Consider the following 19,563-nt stretch of genomic DNA (forward strand, 5'->3'; position numbering starts at 1 on the left):
GCGCCCCCGGCGGTGTTCGTCGCGGTCATCGAACGTTGGGGACCGGGTTCGTCCGGGCGGACCAACTGATCGGCGGGTGGCGGGCATGGGAAGGGCCCGCCCGGCGCGGGTGGCGCGGGCGGGCCCTTCCGGTTCGGGTGGTTCAGGCGGACGCGCGGCGGTCGGCGCGGCCGTCGTGCAGGTACAGGGCGCGGCCGGTGCCGTCGTCGCCGAGGAAGGCGATCGGCGCGTGCACGCCGCGCTCGGGTTCGAGCGGGAGCACGACGTCGCCGCGCCAGGCGGCCAGCTCGGTGCGGTACGGCACCTCGTCCAGCTCGGCGGTGATCCCGACGGGCGTCCGCCGCAGCCATAGCCGCCCGGCCTCGTCGAGGCTCACCTCGGTCTCGCAGGTGCTCGACGTGTACGTGCCGACAAAGCGGGCGGCGTCGGCGGGCGGCACGGAGACCGCGCGGGGCGCCGGGGGCGCGGGCAGGCCGACCCCGCCCAGCTCGTCCAGCACGCGCCCGGCGATCTCGGCGAACACCGGCCGCGACCGGCCGCCGTTGGCGACGATCACCACGGCGACGTCGCGGCCCGGCACGACGCGCAGGCACGCCGACTGGCCGACGGTGCTGCCGTCATGGCCGAAGACCGTGCCGCCGGGCAGGTCGAACAGCTCCCACCCCAGGCCCCAGGCCGTGCCCTGGCCGATGTCGGGCAGCGTGACCTGCGGCCGGCGCATCGCCCTGACGCTCTCCGCGCTCAGCAGGCGGACGCCGTCCGGGCCGGTGCCGCCGGCCAGGTGCATGCGGGCGAAGGCCAGCAGGTCACGCGGCGGCATCGCCAGCATCGACCCGGCGGGCGCGTTCGAGCGGGCCAGCGCCCACACCGGGGTCGGCTCGTACGGGCCGTCCGGCGTGCGCTGGACGTGTCCCACCGCCGTACGGTGGACGATCGCCTCGTAGGGGTCGTTGGCGGCGTGGGTCATGCCGAGGGGCGTGAACAGGTGGTCCCGCAGGCACGCGTCGAACGGCTTGCCCCGGACGACCTCGATGATCCGGCCCAGCACGCAGTAGCCGGCGTTGTTGTAGGAGAACATCTCGCCGGGCTCGAAGAGCTGCGGCACCTCGTGCAGGACGTCCAGGAAGCGTTCGACGCAGTCGTCGCCCTTGCCGGTGTCGGTGAAGACGTCCCCCTCGAAGCCGGAGACGTGGCACATGAGCTGCCGGGTGGTGATCCGCCGCGCGGCCCGCTCGTCGCCGATCCGGAACTCCGGGAGGTGGGCGCGCACGGGCGCGTCGAGGTCGAGCCGCCCCTCGTCGGCCAGTTGCATGGCCAGCGTCGCGGTCAGCACCTTGGTGATCGAGCCGATCTGGAACAGGGAGCCGGTGGTGGCCTCGACGCCCGTGGCCGTGCTCAGCGTCCCGGCCGCGACCTCGACCGTCTCCCGGCCCGCGGCGACCGCCACGGCGGCCCCGGGCACCTCGTTCTCGGCGAGCAGCCCCGCCAGCCGGTGACGCAGCCACGCACCGATCTCCTCCAGCTCCGGCACCGGTGTCCCCCCTGGCTCGACTCCGCCCGACCCTAGAGCCGACGGGAACAACCCGGTTCGTCCACTGCCACTATGCCTGGCCCGATTCTTCGTCGGAACGACCCAGACCGATGTGATCTATGACAGATATTTCAGTATTGCCTGACTCGCTGTCATATGCGATGTTCCGCTCACAAGCCGCATGAGCACAGCTCATGTCACCCCCGGAGAAAGGCGTTTTCCATGCGTCGAATCTCAACCCTGTTAGCCCTGGCCTCCGGCGTCTGCCTGGCACTGTCCGGCTGGGCCACCGCCGCCGAGGCCAACTCCCCGGCCGCCGCCGACCAGCAGCGCTACATCGTCCAGCTCTCGGGCGTGTCGCGCGCGCAGGTGGCGAACGAGGCGCAGCAGCAGGTCACGGCGCACAAGGGCGTACTGGTGGGAACCTACCGGTACGCCTTCCACGGCTACACGGCCCTTCTCACCCCCGACGAGGCCGCCAAGCTGAAGAGCGAGCCCGGCGTGCTCACCGTCGAGCCCGACCAGGAGGTGCACGCCTTCGCACAGACCGTACCCAGCGGCATCAAGCGCATCTACGCCGACCAGAACATCAACCTCGACATCGACGGCACCGACGACGCCCGCGTGGACGTGGACGCGGCGGTCGTGGACACCGGCGTCGACCTCGACCACCCCGACCTGAACGTGGTGGCCAGCACCAACTGCACCAGCGGCGTCTGCTCGGGCACCGGCGACGACGACAACGGGCACGGCAGCCACGTGGCCGGCACGATCGGCGCCATCGACAACGCGATCGGCGCGGTCGGCGTCGCCCCCGGCGCCCGCATCCACGCCGTCAAGGTGCTCAACTCGGCGGGCTCCGGCACGCTGGCCGGCATCGCCGCGGGCCTCGACTGGGTCGTGGCCAGGGCGAGCACGATCGAGGTCATCAACCTGAGCCTCGGCTGCCAGGGCTGCAGCAGCTCCGCGATCAGCAACGCGATCACGAACGCCACCAACGCGGGCATCGTCGTCGTCGTGGCCGCGGGCAACAGCACGGCCGACGCCTCCGGCTTCTTCCCGGCCAACCACCCCGACGTCGTCACCGTCTCGGCCGTGACCGACTTCGACGGCCAGCCCGGCGGCCTCGTCGGGACGATCACCGTGCCGTGCCGCACCGACGGCGCCACCGACACCGACGACACGCTCGCCTGGTACTCCAACTACGGCACCACCGTCGAGGTCGCTGCCCCGGGCACCTGCATCTACTCCACGTGGATGAACGGCGGCTACAACACCATCAGCGGCACCTCCATGGCCAGCCCGCACGTCGCGGGCGCGGCGGCCGTGCTGACCAGCGGCGCGAACAAGCCCACCACCCGGGCCGGGGCGCTGGCCGTACGGGACAAGCTCAAGAACACCGGCAACCTGAACTGGACCGACGACGCCACCGACGGGGTCAAGGAGCCCCTGCTCGACGTGCACGACTCCAGCCAGTACCCGCCGACGACCGGTGGCAACCAGCCTCCGGTGGCGAGCTTCACCCAGTCGTGCGACAACACCACGCGGGTGTGCTCGTTCAACGGCTCCGGCTCCAGCGACCCGGACGGGACCGTCGCCTCCTACGCGTGGAGCTTCGGCGACGGCGCCACCGGCAGCGGCGCGACCGTGTCGCACACCTACGCCGCCGCGGGCACGTACAACGTGACCCTCACCGTGACCGACAACGGCGGGGCCACGAACGCCACCAGCAAGAGCATCACGGTCGGGACCACGCCCGGGAACTGCACCGGCTACCAGACGCCGTTCTCCGGCAACCTGACCAGCGGGCAGAACGTGTACTACCCGAACAGCTCCGGGTACACGGCCGCCGCCGGGACGCAGCGCGCGTGCCTCGACGGGCCCGCCGGCGTGGACTTCGACCTGTACCTGCAGAAGCAGGGCATCCTCGGCTGGACCACGGTGGCCAGCAGCACCAGCAGCGGGCCCGACGAGACCCTGACCTACAACGGGACGGCGGGCACCTACCGCGTCCGCGTGTACGCGTACAGCGGATCCGGCGCCTACACGGGCGGCTACACCAAGCCGTAGCCGTTCGATCTCCGCGACCCCGTGCCTCCGCACGGGGTCGCCCCCCGTTCCCGCCCCCGTTGCCGCTCCCGCCCTCGTTGCCTCTCCCGTTCCCGCTCCCGGCGCGCCACTTCGCGGTCACTCGCGCGCGGCCGTTCTCGCCGTGAACCGGGGCTCGATCTCGGGGAAGGACCCGTCGCCGAACAGGATCCGCGCCGCCAGCGCGCGGCCGGCGCGGCCGCGCAGGGCGGCCACCGCCGCCTCCGCCGCGAGCGGCGACCGGATGCCCGCGAACACCCGCCGCAGCAGCAACCGCCCACGGAACCGGGCCCGCAGCGCGGCCCCGTCGTACTGCCTGAGCACCCCTTGATCGCCGGTGCGCAGATACTCGGCGATCACCGCCGCGGCCGGTTCGGACATCCGCAGGCAGGGGTCCAGCCCGCCGGCCGTCAGCGGCGACACCGCGCCCGCCGCGTCCCCGACCAGCAGCCCGGCCGGGCAGGCCAGCCGCCGCAGCACGCCTCCGACCGGGATCGGGCCGCCCCGCCGCTCGACCGGCCCGGTGGGCGGCGCGTCGCGGCCGGGCGCGCCGGCGGCGAAGGCGTCCAGCAGACGCCGGACGCCGGCCCGCATCGCCCCCGGTTCCCCGGCGACGCCCACGTGCGCGTGCCGCCCGTCGTCCACCACCCATCCGAGGTAACCCGGAGCCACCCGGGGGTCCAGCACGCAGTGGAACACCGGGACCGCCGGGCCCGGCGCGACCGGATGGACGATCTCCGCGCCGACGAGGAAGCGCCGGTTGACGTCCAGGCCGAGATCACGGGCCACCCGCGACCGCGCACCGTCCGCCCCCACCACGAACCTGGCCGTCACCTCGCGCACCCCCTGCCCCGAGGCTTCCAGGCGGACGAGGCCCGCCGACGTGCCCGCGTACCGCGTGCCCAGCAGGACCCGTGCCCCGGCCGACTCGGCCGCGCGGCGGGCGTGCTCGTGGACGGCCGCCATGTCGGCCACCCGGAACTCGTCCCTGTCGCTGGTGAGGTGGATCGGCGAGCGCCGCGACGGCGGGTGCAGCAGCACGTCCCGGACGCCGGGCCCGAGGAGGTGGTCCGGCAGGTCGAAGTCGTCGAGCGTGCGGCGGACGAAGATCCCGGTGGTGCGGATGCCGGCCGACAGCGACCTGCGGCGGTCGACGACCATGACGTCCAGCCCTCGCAGGGCGAGCAGCCGGGCCGTGCTCAACCCGGCAAGCCCGGCACCCACCACCAGAACATCCACTGTCCTCATATTTCGGGACGTTAGGCGGGTTCCCCCTCCCGTAGGGCGGTCTGCACGGTACCCGCCCCCGACCTTCACACCCCCGCCACAAGTCCGAGGCCCGTCGGTGCACCGCGCCCACGACCGCCTCGCCCTCGCCGGGTCGCCGCCGGCCGGGGGAAGCAGTGCCTCCACCGCGCGGTGCCGTGCTCGGCCTCGTCGACACGGTCAAGGACCGTACGCCGTGCGTGCGAGCAGGCGATCGGCCAGGCCGTCGACGTACTCGGGGGTCAGCGGAGCGGCTCCGAACAGGACGCGGAGGTACATCGGGGCCAGGATGTGGTCGACCACGTCGAGGACCTCCGGAGGGTGCTCGCCCCGGTCGCGGGCCCGGTCGAGCATGACCTGGAGCTGGCGGGAACGCTCGGCGAGGAACGCCGCGCGGGCCCGCAGGCCGTCGTCGCCCGCCGACGACAGGGCGATGACCAGGCGCAGCAGGGCCAGGCCGTCGGGGCCGGTGACGTCCCTGGCCACGTTGGCCGCGTAGGCGCGCAGGTCGCCGTCCAGGCTGCCGGTGTCAGGGAGGGGCGAGGTGGTGGTGAGCCAGGTGATCGCGACGTCGATGGTCAGGGCCTCGATCGTGCCCCAGCGCCGGTAGACGCTGGTGTCGGCCACGCCCGCGCGCGCCGCGACGTCGCCGACGGTGTAGTTGCCGTAGCCGCGTTCGGCGATCAGGTCGGTGACGGCCTGGTGCACCGCGGCGCGGACCCGGGCGCTGCGCCCGCCGGGACGCCTGGCGGGCTGTCGCTCTTCCATGCCCTCACCTTAACGCAGCCATGACTTGCATTTGCGGCTTCTCGCGCCCTAGAGTCCTCGCCGTAAACGCAGCAAATCCTGCTTTAGCAGTGGGGCGACGCACCTGAAGGAGAGCACGATGACCTCCGTGATCGAGCAGATCGACCGCGCCCTCGACATGACCGGCGTCATCGTCGAGGGCCTCACCGGCGACCGGCTCGCCGCCCCCGCCCTCTGCCCGGCCTGGGACGTGCGGACCGAGCTGAACCACCTGGTCGGCGGCATGCGCATCTTCGCCGCCGAGCTCACCGGCACCGACGCCGGCGCGGCGCACGAGGACGACTGGCTCGGCGGCGACCCGCGGGCGGCCTTCGCCCTCGCCGACCGCCTCGACCGCGACGCCTGGCACCGCCCCGGCGCCCTGGACGGGACGGTCCGCCTGGGCTTCGGCGAGCTGCCCGCGCGGATGGCCGCGCTCGTGCACCTCACCGAGGTGCTCGTCCACGGCGCCGACCTGGCGCTGGCCACCGGTCAGGAGACGCTCGTGGACGACGACGCGTGCGGCGAACTGCTCACGGTGATGCTCGCCATGGATTTCGGCGCCTTCCGGCGGCCCGGCATGTTCGGCCCCGAAGTCCCGGCCGACCCCGGCGACCCCGCCCACCGCCGCCTCCTGGCCTTCACCGGCCGCCGGCTCCCGTCCCGCTGAAGGCCGGACGGGAGCCGATCGACCAGGACGCGGGTCAGTCCTTCACGGTGACCGTCAGAGCACCCTGCACCGGCGCGAGGCCGGTCGGGCGCACGGTCAGGGTGCCGCTGTACGTGCCGGGCCCGGCGAACGACCGGTCCGACCGGGCCGTGAAGGCGTCGTTGACCCGCATGTCCGGGATGCTCGCCACGCGCGGCGTGGTCAGCGTGACCTCCTCCGTCACCCCGTCGCTCCAGGCGATCGACGCCTTGAGCCCGTCCGCGGCGTGGCCGGGCGCGGTGACCGTCCAGGTGGCCCCGGCCGGACGTCCGGCGCGGACGGTGACGGGCCGGCCGAGGACCTGCAGCCGCCACGGGACGTCGGCGGTGGGGAAGAAGTTGGTCCCCGCGACCGTCAGCCGGCCGCCGACCGCCGACAACCTGGTGCTGAATCCGGCGTAGTCACGCTGGTCCTGCGGGGTCCAACCGACCTCGGCCGTCGCGATCAGGCGCGGGAAGGAGTAGTACTGCGCCTGGCCGAGCCGCCTGATGAACTCGCCCCACATCGCCGACTCCACGCCCAGCACGGACGACTCGGCGACGCCGGGCACGTACGTGCCGGGGTCCCAGTTGTAGTGGCGGTCCAGCCCGCAGACCCCGCCGCACGCCCACGTGCCGCCCTGCGGCTGACGGGGGTCCTGCTTCTGCGGGACGTACGTGTTGGCCGCCGGGGACAGGATGGCCTTGGCCCCGCGCTCGTTGACCGCCTTGGCGACGGCGGCCAGGTTGCCGTTCCAGAACTGCACGACGGCATCGCCCTGGGGCAGGGCGGTTCCGGCGTACTCGTTCCAGCCGACGACGGTCTTGCCGAGGCCCTTCACCGCGGCGGTGAACGCGTCCACCATCTTGACGTAGTCGGCGTGCGGGGTGACGTGCGCCTCGTCCCCGCCGATGTGCAGGTACGGGCCCGGCGTCATCGCGGCGATCTCGGCGAGCACGTGCCGGGCGAACTCGTAGGTGACGGGGGCGGCGGCGTCCAGCGAGGAGTAGCCGACCGCGCCGGTGCCGTTGTGCGGGACGGTGGTCTCCCCCGGCTGGAGCCGCGGCTGCGCGCCCGCCGTGTTGAGCTGCGGGACGGAGTGCAGCGCCGAGTTGACGTGACCGGGCAGGTCGATCTCGGGGATGACGGTCATGCCGTTCTCGCCCGCGTACCGCACGATCTCGGTGTAGTCGGCCTTGGTGTAGAAGCCGGTGATGCCCGGTTCGGTGCCCCGGTCGGTCATCGCGGTGGCGCCGCCGACCCGGGTGAGCAGGCCGTAGTCGATGCCCGAGGGGTTGGTGGCCGGGTCGCCGACGGCGATGCGCCAGCCCTGGTCGTCGGTGAGGTGCAGGTGCAGCCGGTTGATCTTGAACTGGGCGGCGGCGTCGATCGCGGACTTCACCTCCGCCACCGGGTAGAAGCTGCGCGCGACGTCGAGCATCATGCCCCGGTGCGCGAAGCGCGGGTAGTCGGTGATCGTCACCGCGGGCGCCGTCCACGAGGCGGGCACGACGGAGTCGGACTCGACCCACTGCGGGAAGAGCTGGCGCAGCGTCTGGACGCCGTTGAGCGCGCCGGCGGCCGTGCTCGCGGTCAGGGCGATCCGGCCGGGGGCGACGGTGAGCCGGTAGCCCTCGTCCTCGTGCCCGGCCGGGCCCTTGCCGGGGCCGACCTCGACGACGATCGGCGCGGGGCCGTCCCCTGCGGCGACGACCGGCAGGCGGTAGCCGGTGGCCGGGCGCAGTGCCCTGGCCAGGTATTCGGCGGGCGCCCGCGCGTCCTGCCCGGCCGCGACGACCCGGGTGTTCCTGTGCAGCGTGTACGGCGTCCCGCCCTGCTCCTTGAGCGCCACCGGCTTCGGCAGCAGGCCCAGGACGGGCCGGGGCGGCGCGGGCGGCCGGTCCCAGATCTCGAACTCCGAGATCGAGTAGCCGAAGGCGGCCCAGCGCTTCCTGCCCTGCATCCGGACATAGGACACCGGGGTCTGTGAGGCCACGTCGATGACGTCGGTGCGCGGGCAGGTGTCGCGTTGCAGCGAGGCCACGTCGGTCCAGGTCACGCCGTCGGCGGAGGTCTGCAGGACGAAGTCGCGGGCGCAGGCGTTCGGCCAGCGCAACGTCACGTGGTCGACCTTGGCCGGCTCGTCCAGGCGTACCTGGACCCAGTTGTCGTCGGCGTACTTGGAGGACCAGCGGGTGGCGGTGTCGCCGTCGTTGACGTGCGCGGCGGCGAAGTCGGCGCGGTCCAGTTCGACGCTGGAGGCGGTGGCGGTGCCCGCGAGGGCCAGGTTGACGGGCTCGTCGGCGGCGTAGGCGCTCGGAGCGGGCCCAAGAGCCGGGACCACGAGCGCTGCCGCGAGCGCGGCGGTCAGGAGATGTCGACGCATCGGACTCCTTCGGGAGGCGGGGGATATCGCAAAGTGTGATCACCCTCACCGATTTACGTCAAGAGACCGGAAATAAAAACCGACATCTCTCCCTCATCACCCCCTTGCGGAGCCCATGATCCTTCTTTAACGTAAACCCTCAAGAAAAATTAGCGATCGGAGAGCGAGTGACCAGTCCCCGCAACGTCCTGTTCCTGATGACCGACCAGCATCGGGTAGACACGCTCGGCTGCTACGGCAACCCCGTCGTCCGCACCCCCGCGCTCGACGGCCTGGCGGCGGAGGGCACGCGCTTCGACCGGTTCTACACGCCGACCGCGATCTGCACCCCGGCCCGCGCGTCGCTGTTCACGGGGCTGCACCCGTTCCGGCACGGCCTGCTGGTCAACCCCGAGCGCAACGGCGGCGGCCGGGACGAGGTCGCCGACGACCAGCCGACCCTCGCCGCGCCGCTGCGGGCCGCCGGCTACAACCTGGGCCACGTCGGCAAGTGGCACATCGGCCGCGAACGCGGGCCCGAGTTCCACGGCATGGACGGCGAGCACCTGCCCGGGGCGCTGAACCCCTTCGACCACCCCTCCTACGAAAGCTGGCTGAAGGAGCACGGCCATCCCCCCTTCGCGGTGGACAGCCCGATCTTCGGCAAGGCCCCCAACGGCACCGGCCGCGGCCATCTCATCGCCGGCAGGCTCCGGCAGCCGGCCGAGGCCACGATCGAGGCGTTCCTCGCCGACCGCACCCTGGAGCTGCTGGAACGCTACGCCGCGGACTTCCGCCGCACCGGCCGCCCGTTCCTGCTGTCCTGCCACTGGTACGGCCCCCACCTGCCGTACCTCATCCCCGACCACTACTACGACATGTACGACCCGGACCTCGTGCCGCTGCCCGCCTCGATGGCCGAGACCTTCGCCGGCAAGCCCGAGGTGCAGCGACGCTACTCCGAGTACTGGTCGGCCGACAGCTTCGACGCCGACGCCTGGCGCAAGCTGATCGCCGTCTACTGGGGTTACGTGACGATGATCGACGACCAGATCGGCCGGCTCCTGACGGCGCTGCGCGAGCTGTCCCTCTGGGACGACACCACGGTCGTCTTCACCGCCGACCACGGCGAGTTCACCGGCGCCCACCGGCTGAACGACAAGGGCCCGGCCATGTACGAGGACATCTACCGCATCCCCGGCATCGTCCGGGTGCCCGGCGCGCCCGCGAAGACCGTGGACGCGTTCGCCACCCTGATCGACCTCAACCCCACCATCCTGGACCTGGCCGGGCTGCCGCCGCAGGAGCCCTGCGACGGCGAGAGCCTGCTCCCGCTGCTGCGCGGCGAGCCCGCCGAGGGCCGGGACTCGGTGGTCGCCGAGTTCCACGGCCACCACTTCCCCTACTCCCAGCGCATGATCCGGGACCGCCGCCACAAGCTGGTCTTCAACCCGGAAGGCGTGCACGAGCTCTACGACCTGGACGCCGACCCGCACGAACTGCACAACGTCTACCCCGCGCCCGCCTACGCGGCGGTCCGGCGCGAGCTGACCGTACGCCTGTACCGGGAACTGCTGCGCCGCGGCGACCCGGCCTACACCTGGATGAGCTACATGGCCGACATCGGCGAGGGCCGCGCCCCCGACGTGGACGGCGTCGCCGACGAGGTCGCATGAGGCCGCCGTCACCCCCCGATCCCTCCGTGAGACGAGAAAGGACCCCCCGATGAGGCGTCCTCGCACCCTGGTCAGCGCCCTGGCGGCGCTGGCCGTCCTCCTCCCCGCCGCCGCCTGCGGCTCCTCCTCCGGCGACGGCCCCGAAGCCAAGAGCGTGCGCTTCGGCTACATCGCCGACTTCTCCGGCGCCGCCGCGCTCGCCGCCGCCGACAAGCAGGGCCTGTGGGCCAAGCAGGGGCTGGAGCCCGACCTGAAGGTGTTCACCAACGGCCCGCTGCAGATCCAGGCGCTCGGCTCCGGCGACATCGACTTCGGCTACATCGGCTCCGGTGCGACCTGGCTCCCGGCCAGCGGCAAGGCCAAGATCATCGCGCCGAACATGCTCGGCATGGCCGACCGGGTGATCACCTACCCGGAGTCGGGCATCACCTCCGTCAAGGACCTGAAGGGCAAGAAGGTGGGCGTGCCCGAGGGCACGTCCGGCGACATGATCCTTGAGCTGGCCCTGAAGGAGGCCGGCCTGTCCGGCAAGGACGTGCAGAAGGTCAACATGGACCCGAGCACGGTCGTGACCGCGTTCAGCGCCAAGCAGATCGACGCGGCGGCCATCTGGTACCCGCTGATCGACACCATCAAGAAGAACGTGCCGGAGCTGGTCGAGCTGACCAAGAGCGAGGACTTCTACCCCAAGCTGAGCTTCCCCAGCTCGTTCGTCGCCCGCAACGAGCTGGTCTCCGGCGACGCGGCCACCGTCACCAAGGTGCTGAAGGTGCTCCAGGAGGCCAACGACTGGGTCGCCGGGCACGCGGCCGAGGCCGAGACGCTGACCGCCGCCTTCCTTAAGGCGCCGCCGCAGCAGTTCAAGGGCGCCTCGGCGGTGACGAAGATCCTGCCGACCGCCGAACTGGTCAAGCTGGCCAAGGACGGCACCGCGGCCGGCTGGTACAAGGGCCTGGCCGACCTGTTCGTCACCATGGGCAAGCTGACCGAGTCGCCCGAACCGTCCACGTACTTCACCGCCGACCTGTACGCGTCGGCCGCCGCCGGATGATCCGGACGGAGAGTTGACCGCAATGCCTTGCCCACCATCATGGTCCCATGTCGTCACCCACTGACGCGCTGCAGCGGCTGCGGCTGGTGCACGAGGACGCCGTGCTCGCCACGCTGCGCGCGGCGGGCGCGCTGAGCCGGGCCCAGCTCACCGAACGCACCGGCCTGTCCCGCAGCACGCTGTTCGCGATCATCTCCGACCTGATGGACCGCGGTGCGGTGATCGAGACGGACTCGGTGCCCGCCGAGCCTCGCGGACGCGGCAGGCCCGCCGCCTTCGTCTCGCTCAACCCGGCCGCCGGCCTGCTCCTCGGCCTCGACCTCGGCCGCGGACGGGTCCGGCTGGCCGTGGCCAACGCCGCCCACCAGGTGGTGGCCACCGCCTCCGCGTCCCTGCCGGAGGACGCGGCCCCGCTGGAGGACGCGGCCCCGCTGGAGGAGGCCGAGGCGGCGATCCGGCTGACCCGGGAGATCGCCGCCGAGCGCGGCATCGGCCTGGGCGCGCTGGAGGCCGTCGGCCTCGGCCTGGTCGGCGTCGTGGACGAGAGCCCCGCGCCGGCGCCGGTCGACGTCCCGGGCATCCCGCCGACGCTCCCGGCCTCCTACCTGCCGGTGGCCCGGCGGGTCGCCGAGGAGTTCGGTGTGCGGGTGGCCGTGGACAACAACGCCAGGCTCGCCGCGCTGGCCGAGGCCACGTGGGGCGTCGGCCGCTCGGTGCGCGACATGGTCTACGTACGCTGGTCGGTCGGCGTCGGCGGCGGCTTCATCGTCGCCGGCCGGCTGCTGCGCGGCGCGCACGGGGCCAGCGGCGAGATCGGCCACGTCTCCCTCGACCCCGGCGGCGAGCCCTGCCACTGCGGCAGCCGCGGCTGCCTGGAGGGCGGCATCGGCGGGCAGGGCCTGCTCAGGGCGTGCGCCGCCCGCGGGGTGCGGCTGTCCGGCCTGGACGCGCTGGTCGCGGCCGCCCAGGACCGCGTGCCGGCGGTGTGCGAGGTCATCGTCTCGGCGGCGGCCGACCTGGGCCGCGTGCTGGCCGGCACCGTCGCCCAGCTCGACCCCGCGCTGATCGTGGTGGGGGGTGAGCTGGCCGGGCTGGGCAGCCTCGTCCTCGACCCGATCCGGGACGCGGTCTCGCGGCTGGCGCTGCCGCGCGCCCCTCGGGAGATCGCGGTCGCGCAGGCGGACCTGGGGGTGAACGCCTCCGCCATGGGAGCGATCGCCCTCCTCGTCCACGAGGAACCCTCGATCCCCGCCCACCTCCGCCCCCTGACCCCCTGACCGTCATCCCACCCTCCCCTGCTTTTCCACGGAAACCCCAGACACGCATGCACCGCCCGGAAGGACCCCGACGATGACGAGCCCCGAACCATGACCGCCGTGACCGTGACCGACCCTCCCCCGGCCCGCAGGCGGCGCCTGACGCGCCCCCGTCGCACGCTCGTGCTCAACGCGGCCGCCGTCGTGGCGGGCCTGGCCGTCTGGAGCGGGCTGTCGCTGGCCGGCATCCAGGGCCTGTCCAGCCCGGCCGACGTGGCGGCCCGCGCCGCCGAGCTCGTCTCCGACGGCACCCTCCCCACCGACCTGCTGGCCAGCCTGCGCCGCGTGTTCACCGGCTTCGCGCTCGGCACGGCGCTGGCCGTCCCGATCGGCTTCCTCATGGGCTGGTACGCCACCGCCCGCGCGCTGATCGAACCGTACGTGCAGTTCTTCCGGACGATCCCGCCGCTGGCGATCATCCCGCTGGCCATCGTGCTGATGGGCATCGGCGAGATGCCGAAGATCTTCGTGATCTTCCTGGCGGCGTTCCTGTCGAGCGTGGTCTCCACCTTCCAGGGCGTCCTGGACGTCGACCGCACCCTGATCAACGCGGCCAGGGTGCTGGGCGCGGGCGACCGGACGATCTTCCTGAAGGTGATCGTCCCGGCGTCCACGCCGTTCATCATCGTCGGCATGCGGATCGGGCTGGGCGCGGCCTGGGGCACCCTGGTCGCCGCCGAGCTGATCGCCGCCCAGGAGGGCCTGGGCTACCGCATGCAGCAGGCGCAGCTCTACTACGACCTGCCCACGATCTTCGTCGGGCTGATCAGCATCGGCGTGCTCGGCCTGGTCATGGACCGGCTGCTGCTGCTCGCCGAGCGCCGTTTGACCGGATGGCAGGAGCGCCGATGACCCCCAAGATCTCCTTCGAGGCCGTCTCGAAGACCTTCCCGCTCAAGGACACCGAGTTCGTCGCCCTCGACCGGGTCGACCTCGACATCGCCGACCGCGAGTTCGTCACCGTCGTGGGCCCGTCGGGATGCGGCAAGAGCACGCTGATGAGCATGGCCGCGGGCCTGACCGAGCCGGGCGCCGGGCGCATCCTGCTCGACGGCGTCCCGGTGACCGGCCCCGGCCCCGAGCGCGGCGTGATCTTCCAGCAGTACGCGCTGTTCCCGTGGCTGACCGTGCGCAAGAACGTCGAGTTCGGCCTGAAGCTGGCCGGCCTGCCCGCCGACGAGCGCAGGCGGCGGGCCGAGCACGCCATCGAGCTGGTGGGCCTGACGGACTTCGCCGACGCCCTGCCCAAGACGTTGTCCGGCGGCATGAAGCAGCGCTGCGCCATCGCCCGCGCGTACGCGGTGGGCCCGCAGGTCCTGCTCATGGACGAGCCGTTCGGCGCGCTCGACGCCCTCACCCGGGTGCAGTTGCAGGACCAGCTCCTCGACACCTGGAGCAGGGAACGGCGCACGGTCATGTTCATCACCCACGACGTGGACGAGGCGGTCTACCTCGCCAACAAGGTCGTCGTCATGGCCGCCCGGCCGGGCCGGATCCACCGCGTCATCGAGGTGGACCTGCCCTATCCGCGCACGGAGGAGATCCGGCTGTCGCCGGAGTTCGCCCGCATCAGGAACGAGGTCTGGCACTCGGTCTACCACCAGGAGGCCACCGTCTGACGCCCCGTCCCCGACGTCCGGGCGGGCGGCGGGGACGGATGGGCTCAGGCGAGCAGGCGGAGCAGGCCGGCCTCCTCCTCGGCCGTGAGGCCGGAGCGGGTCACCGTGTGGCCGGAGTCGCGCAGCCAGGCGAGCGTGTCGCGGGCCGTGTCGGCCACCGGACGGATGCGCAGCCCGGCGGCCACCGTGGCGGAGGTGTCCCGGGTCATGAACCCGGCGTACTCCGGCAGCGGCAACCACAGCGGCAGCGAACGCGGCCCCATCCACGGCTCGACCTTGTGCTCGGTGAGGAACTCCTGACCGGCCCAGACGAGCTCCGGCTCGACCTCCAGCCCCTCGGCGATCCGCGCCAGCATCTCCCCCCTGCCGAACGGCATGGAGATCCCGTCGTACGGCCCGGTGAGCCCGGCCTGGGCCGCGTCGAGCGTCCAGGCGGCGAGATCGCGCACGTCGACGAACTGGACCAGGTCGCCGGGCGAGCCGGGGGCCAGCACGGGCCCGCCGCGCGCCAGCCGCTCGACCCAGTAGGTGAACCGGTCGGACAGGTCCTCGGGGCCGACGATCAGCCCGGCCCGCACGTGGAGCGCGTCGGCACCGACGATCTGCTCGCACGCCACCTTGGCCGGGCCGTAGTTCTCCGGGTCGCCCTCGTCGGCGTCGCCGGGCAGCGGGTCGTGGAGGACCTGGGTGACCCGGGTCGAGTCGGCGTAGACGCTGCACGTCGACACGAACGTCCAGTGACCGGCCCGGCCCGCCAGCTCCGTGACCGCGCGCCGGACCTGGCTCGGATGCCTGGCGACGTCGACGATCAGGTCGAACGCCCCCTTCACGGGCGCGAGCCCGCCGTCCTCGGCCCGGTCGACCCGGACGAACTCCACCCCCGGCGGCGGATCACCGGCCAGGCCGCGCGCCGCGCACACCACCTCGTGCCCGCGATCGCGTGCCTGTCGCGCGATCTCCTTGGACAGAAATCTCGTGCCACCCAGAACAAGTGTCCGCATGCCCACCATCCTGGCGCACCCGCCCCGGCCGGGCCCCCGCCCTTCACTCGCAGCGCAAAAGGCCCCCGGCGGCCGCGATGAGACGCCTCTGCGAAAGAGGTCGATCGCATTCCGCAGTCAGGTATCGGCAGGCTGTGGCGTGGCGTGGCTGGGCAGTGTGCTGCGCGGCGGCGTGCAGGCGCTGTCCGGCGCGGCTCCCCTTTCCCGGAAGGCACGTCCCTGGGGTGCGCGTCCGTGGAACGGCGCCGCCGGGCGGCCGGTCGACCGGGCGGCCGTGGTCCGCGAGCTGAGCGTGGCCCGGAGCGCCCGGTACGCCGTGGCCGCGCGCGACCCCGCCGTCCAGGCCATGGGACGCGAGGCCGCCGCCGCCCTGCTGGCCGGGGACTACGGGCGGGCCCTCAGCACCCACGCCGCGCTGCGCAGCCTGTGCACGGTCACGGGCCTGCTGCCCGGCTGATCACTCCTGCGCGGCGGGCGGGAGGCGGAGGGCGATGATGGCGATGTCGTCGAGCCCGGTGCTGGGCAGGCCGCTGAGCACCTGGTCGCAGAAGCTGTCCAGCGGTTCGGCGGCGAGCGACTCCGCCACCCGGCGCAGGCGCTCCAGGCCGAGGTCGAGATGCTCGCCCGACCGCTCGATGAGGCCGTCGGTGTAGAGCAGCACCGTGCCGCCCGGCGGGAGCGGTTCCGTCTGGGAGGCGCGGGTCTCGTCGTCGGGGAAGCCGAGCAGCGGGCTGAGCGCGCCCTCCAGGAAGCGTCCGTGGCCCTGGGCGGTGACCAGCAGGGGCGGCGGATGGCCGGCCACCGCGAACCGCAGCCGGTGGCCGCCCTCGCACTCCTCCACGCGGGCGAACACGCACGTGGCCGTGACGTCGGAGGACAACGACTCCATCGCGACGTTGAGCCGGGTCAGGATCTCGCCGGGCGGCTCGCAGCGGTCCATCGCCAGCGCCCGCAGCATGTTGCGCAACTGGCTCATCAGGACGGCCGCCGACAGGTCGTGCCCCGCCACGTCGCCGATGACCAGCGCCGGGACGCCGTCGGGCAGGACGAAGCAGTCGTACCAGTCGCCGCCCACCTCGGCGGCGCTCGGGCTGGCCCGGTATCGGGCCACGATCCGCAGGCCCGGCAGCCGCGGCGGCTCGGCGAGCAGGCTGTACTGCAGGGCCAGCGCGACCTGCTGGGTGCGCTGGAAGCGGATGGCCCGGCTCAGGGCGTCGTGGGCGTGGCCGAACATGTTGGTCAGCAGCGAGATGTCGGCCCGGCTGATCGCGGGCCGTTCGCCGCACGTCACCACCCCGACCACGGCGGGGACCGTGCCGTCGACCACGACCGGAAGGATCAGCAGGCTGTTGGCGTCGCTGGCCGCCAGCCACTCGCGCGTGCTCGCGGGGGCCAGGCCGGGCGGCGGCGACCCGGCCGGGAACGTCTGCAGCATGGGCCGCCGCCGGCGTACGGCCGTCACGAAGGCGTTGTCGTCGTCGAGCTGCTCCTCGCTGTACGGCGACAGCGGCACCAGGCCGCGACGGACCGCGGTGACCAGCCGCTCGACGACGAACGGCGCCCCGCCGTGCCGCTCGCCGGTGAGGTCGGTGACGAGGTAGACGCCGCAGCCGTCGGCCAGCTCGGGCACGATGACGTCGGACAGCGCGCCGAGCATCTCCTCCAGGCTGGTGGACTGGGCCGTGGCCGCCGCGGCGTTGTCGAGCAGGCGCTGCCGGCGCTGCTCCTGCCACTGCTCCTCGATGTCGGTGCACGACCCCACCCACTCCACGATCTGGCCGTTCTCGCAGATGGGCACGGCGCGCATCTGGAAGTGCCGGTAGGAGCCGTCGGCGGTGTGCAGCCGGTAGACGTGCTCCCAGGAGTCGATGGCCCTGCTGACCGCCCGGGCCCACGACCTGATCGTGTCCTGGCGGTCGTCGGGATGGACCATCTTGAGCCAGCCCTGGCCGCGGTGCTCCTCCCACGGCTGCCCGGTGACCCGCTCCCAGGTCGGGCTGGGCTCGTGCACGTAGCCGTCGCGGGTGGTCACCCAGATGATCTGCGCGCTGACCTTCATCAGGCTCTCGTAGCGGCGCAGGATGCGGCGGCGTTCCTCGGCGATGGCCTCGATCCGCCGCGCGGCGGTGACCTGGTCGGTCACCTCCATCACCACTTCGAGCACGCCGTAGTCGCCGGGGCCGAAGACGACGCGCGACAGGCTGGAGGTGAAGAACCGCTTCTCGGTGCCTTCGAGCCCGCCGACGACGTACTCCGGCTCGGCCGTGGTGACGAACGGCTCGCCGGTGGCGTAGACCCGGTCGAACTGGGCGCGGAAGTGCACCTCGACGAACTCCGCGAACGCCTCCTCGATCGGCATCCCGGTGCGGCTGTCGGCGAACAGGGAGCGGTAGGCGGCGTTGGTGTAGACCAGGCGGTGGTCGGGGCCGCGCGCGACCGCCACGCCCACCGGCGCCGGGTCCAGCACTTCGAACGCCAGCCCGCTGCCTGCGGGCTCGCCGTCAGCCCCCATCGTGACCTCCCCCGACGGCCACAGCCTCCTCCCCCCCTACCCGCGCGCGGTCGTCCCTGAACGCCTGCCGCCGGGCCGGTCAGCCCCGGTCGCCCGGCGGGATCAGGCCCGACTGTTCCTCCAGGTAGGCGATGGCCCCGACGCCCTCGTCGGCGAAGAACACCAGCTCGGTGAGGGGCAGCGGCAGGAAGCCCTCCGCCTCCATGCGCTGGAACTGCTGCTTCAGCCCGTCGTAGAAGCCCGCGGTGTTCAGCAGCACGACCGGCTTGGTGTGCAGGCCGTGCTTGCGCAGCTCCAGGATCTCGGTGGCCTCGTCGAGCGTCCCGCTGCCGCCCACCATGATCACGAAGCCGTCGGCGCGGGACAGCAGTTGTGCCTTGCGCTCGGCCAGGTCGCGGGTGACCAGCATCTCGTCGGCGCCCGGCCGGGCCTTGTGCGCCAGGAACTCGACCGAGACGCCCACCAGGCGGCCGCCGGCCTCCTGCACGCCGTCGGCCATGACCTTCATCAGGCCGGTGTCGGAGCCGCCCCACACCAGGGTGTGGCCGCCCTTGCCGATGAGCTCGGCGAACTCGCGGGCGGGACGGGTGTAGCGCTCGTCGAGGTCGGCGGCGGAGCAGAAGACGCAGATGTTCACGCCGTAACTGTACGGCGAACCAGACCAGGTCAGGGCACCTGTGAAGGATCTACCCAAGATCCGACGAACCCGGTTGCCCGGCCGTCACGCCGGGGGTACGTCCTGGTCCATGAAGAAAGCCATCAACGTGTGCTTCGGCGTGGACGTGGACGCCGTGGCGGGCTGGATCGGCTCGTACGGCGGCCAGGACTCACCGAACGACATCCAGCGGGGCGTGTTCGCCGCCGAGGTCGGGACCCCGAGGCTGCTGCGCCTGTTCGCCCGCGAGGGAATCCGGACGAGCTGGTTCGTCCCTGGACATTCGGCGGAGTCGTTCCCCGACCAGATGCGGCGGATCGTCGAGGCCGGGCACGACGTCGGCGCGCACGGCTACATGCACGAGAACCCGGTCTCGATGTCCGCCCAGCAGGAGGAGGACGTCCTGGCGCGCAGCCTGGAGGTGCTGGACCAGGTGCTCGGCGTCCGGCCCCGCGGCTATGTGGCGCCGTGGTGGGAGATGTCCGCGCGGACCGCCGAGTTGCTGCTGCGCTACGGCTTCGGCTATGACCACTCGCAGTCCTACCGCGACTTCCAGCCCTTCTACGCCCGCAAGGGCGAGCGCTGGACGCGCATCGACTACGAGCAGGCCGCCTCGACCTGGATGAAGCCGCTGGTGCCCGGCGAAGAGGTGGACCTGGTGGAGTTCTCGGCGAACTGGTACCTGGACGACCTGCCGCCGATGATGTTCATCAAGAACTCGCCGAACAGCCACGGCTTCGTCAACCCGCGCGACCTCGAACAGCAGTGGCGCGACCAGTTCGACTGGGTCTATCGCGAGCTGGACTACGCGGTCTTCCCCATCACGCTGCACCCCGACGTCAGCGGGCGTCCCCAGGTGCTGCTGATGCTGGAGCGGCTCATCGCGCACATGCGCGGGCACAAGGGCGTCACGTTCATGTCGATGGCCGAGGCCGAGATCGACTTCCGCGCCCGTTTCCCCTTCGACGGGCGGGCCCGTCCGGCCGACATGCGGTGAGCCGCCCCCGGT

Annotated in this window: 16 protein-coding genes; 9 read left to right on the plus strand and 7 right to left on the minus strand. The window is 72.6% G+C overall.

What is annotated here, in order from left to right; all coding sequences use genetic code 11:
- Nucleotides 1-142: 142 nt before the first annotated feature.
- On the minus strand, nucleotides 143-1,531 hold the full coding sequence (locus ACWCSU_RS28105; protein ID WP_449938830.1) for a serine hydrolase: 1,389 nt from the start codon (nucleotides 1,529-1,531) through the stop codon (nucleotides 143-145).
- Between the two features lie 222 nt (nucleotides 1,532-1,753).
- Between ACWCSU_RS28105 and ACWCSU_RS28110 the strand changes: the two genes are divergently transcribed.
- Nucleotides 1,754-3,601, plus strand: a complete 1,848-nt coding sequence (locus ACWCSU_RS28110; RefSeq protein ID WP_357710696.1) for a S8 family serine peptidase — start codon at nucleotides 1,754-1,756, stop codon at nucleotides 3,599-3,601.
- 117 nt (nucleotides 3,602-3,718) lie between these two features.
- Here the strand turns inward: ACWCSU_RS28110 and ACWCSU_RS28115 are convergent, their stop codons facing one another.
- Entirely contained in the window at nucleotides 3,719-4,867 is a 1,149-nt protein-coding gene (locus ACWCSU_RS28115; RefSeq protein WP_449938831.1) for an FAD-dependent oxidoreductase, read from the minus strand.
- A gap of 198 nt (nucleotides 4,868-5,065) precedes the next feature.
- Nucleotides 5,066-5,653 (minus strand): TetR/AcrR family transcriptional regulator, encoded by a 588-nt coding sequence (locus ACWCSU_RS28120; RefSeq protein ID WP_449938833.1) that lies wholly within the window; start codon nucleotides 5,651-5,653, stop codon nucleotides 5,066-5,068.
- A 118-nt stretch (nucleotides 5,654-5,771) separates the two neighbouring features.
- Here ACWCSU_RS28120 and ACWCSU_RS28125 point away from each other — a divergent pair, with 118 nt between their 5' ends.
- Complete coding sequence (locus ACWCSU_RS28125) at nucleotides 5,772-6,341, plus strand: TIGR03086 family metal-binding protein (protein WP_449938834.1); 570 nt, start codon at nucleotides 5,772-5,774, stop codon at nucleotides 6,339-6,341.
- Between the two features lie 34 nt (nucleotides 6,342-6,375).
- Here ACWCSU_RS28125 and ACWCSU_RS28130 read toward each other — a convergent pair whose 3' ends face one another.
- Nucleotides 6,376-8,745, minus strand: coding sequence for a family 20 glycosylhydrolase (locus ACWCSU_RS28130; RefSeq protein WP_449938835.1), 2,370 nt, complete (start codon nucleotides 8,743-8,745; stop codon nucleotides 6,376-6,378).
- A gap of 167 nt (nucleotides 8,746-8,912) precedes the next feature.
- On the opposite strand from ACWCSU_RS28130, the gene ACWCSU_RS28135 reads away from it, so the two are divergent.
- The 5 genes from ACWCSU_RS28135 to ACWCSU_RS28155 all read left to right on the plus strand — a co-directional run bounded on the left by ACWCSU_RS28135 (nucleotide 8,913) and on the right by ACWCSU_RS28155 (nucleotide 14,386).
- On the plus strand, nucleotides 8,913-10,400 hold the full coding sequence (locus ACWCSU_RS28135; protein ID WP_449938836.1) for a sulfatase-like hydrolase/transferase: 1,488 nt from the start codon (nucleotides 8,913-8,915) through the stop codon (nucleotides 10,398-10,400).
- 49 nt (nucleotides 10,401-10,449) lie between these two features.
- Nucleotides 10,450-11,451 carry an aliphatic sulfonate ABC transporter substrate-binding protein gene (locus ACWCSU_RS28140; RefSeq protein WP_449938837.1) on the plus strand — a complete coding sequence of 334 codons (1,002 nt, stop codon included), beginning with the start codon at nucleotides 10,450-10,452 and terminating at the stop codon, nucleotides 11,449-11,451.
- A gap of 47 nt (nucleotides 11,452-11,498) precedes the next feature.
- Nucleotides 11,499-12,728: an ROK family protein gene (locus tag ACWCSU_RS28145; protein ID WP_449938839.1), complete on the plus strand. Its 1,230-nt coding sequence runs from the start codon at nucleotides 11,499-11,501 to the stop codon at nucleotides 12,726-12,728.
- A 90-nt stretch (nucleotides 12,729-12,818) separates the two neighbouring features.
- Nucleotides 12,819-13,619 (plus strand): ABC transporter permease, encoded by an 801-nt coding sequence (locus ACWCSU_RS28150; RefSeq protein ID WP_449938840.1) that lies wholly within the window; start codon nucleotides 12,819-12,821, stop codon nucleotides 13,617-13,619.
- A complete protein-coding gene (locus ACWCSU_RS28155) occupies nucleotides 13,616-14,386 on the plus strand; it encodes an ABC transporter ATP-binding protein (protein WP_357705701.1) in 771 nt (256 codons plus the stop codon). Before ACWCSU_RS28150 ends, ACWCSU_RS28155 begins: the two co-directional genes overlap by 4 nt.
- Nucleotides 14,387-14,430: 44 nt before the next feature.
- Here the strand turns inward: ACWCSU_RS28155 and ACWCSU_RS28160 are convergent, their stop codons facing one another.
- Nucleotides 14,431-15,387, minus strand: a complete 957-nt coding sequence (locus ACWCSU_RS28160) for an NAD-dependent epimerase/dehydratase family protein (protein ID WP_449938842.1) — start codon at nucleotides 15,385-15,387, stop codon at nucleotides 14,431-14,433.
- A 139-nt stretch (nucleotides 15,388-15,526) separates the two neighbouring features.
- Between ACWCSU_RS28160 and ACWCSU_RS28165 the strand changes: the two genes are divergently transcribed.
- Nucleotides 15,527-15,844 carry a hypothetical protein gene (locus ACWCSU_RS28165; protein ID WP_449938843.1) on the plus strand — a complete coding sequence of 106 codons (318 nt, stop codon included), beginning with the start codon at nucleotides 15,527-15,529 and terminating at the stop codon, nucleotides 15,842-15,844.
- Here the strand turns inward: ACWCSU_RS28165 and ACWCSU_RS28170 are convergent, their stop codons facing one another.
- The gene (locus tag ACWCSU_RS28170) at nucleotides 15,845-17,899 is read right to left on the minus strand and encodes a SpoIIE family protein phosphatase (protein WP_449938844.1); all 2,055 of its coding nucleotides are present in this window, start codon (nucleotides 17,897-17,899) and stop codon (nucleotides 15,845-15,847) included.
- A 79-nt stretch (nucleotides 17,900-17,978) separates the two neighbouring features.
- Nucleotides 17,979-18,536, minus strand: coding sequence for an LOG family protein (locus ACWCSU_RS28175; RefSeq protein ID WP_449938846.1), 558 nt, complete (start codon nucleotides 18,534-18,536; stop codon nucleotides 17,979-17,981).
- A 109-nt stretch (nucleotides 18,537-18,645) separates the two neighbouring features.
- Between ACWCSU_RS28175 and ACWCSU_RS28180 the strand changes: the two genes are divergently transcribed.
- Nucleotides 18,646-19,551, plus strand: coding sequence for a polysaccharide deacetylase family protein (locus ACWCSU_RS28180; RefSeq protein ID WP_449938847.1), 906 nt, complete (start codon nucleotides 18,646-18,648; stop codon nucleotides 19,549-19,551).
- Nucleotides 19,552-19,563 lie beyond the last annotated feature (12 nt).

Source organism: Nonomuraea sp. NPDC001699, from assembly GCF_053596455.1.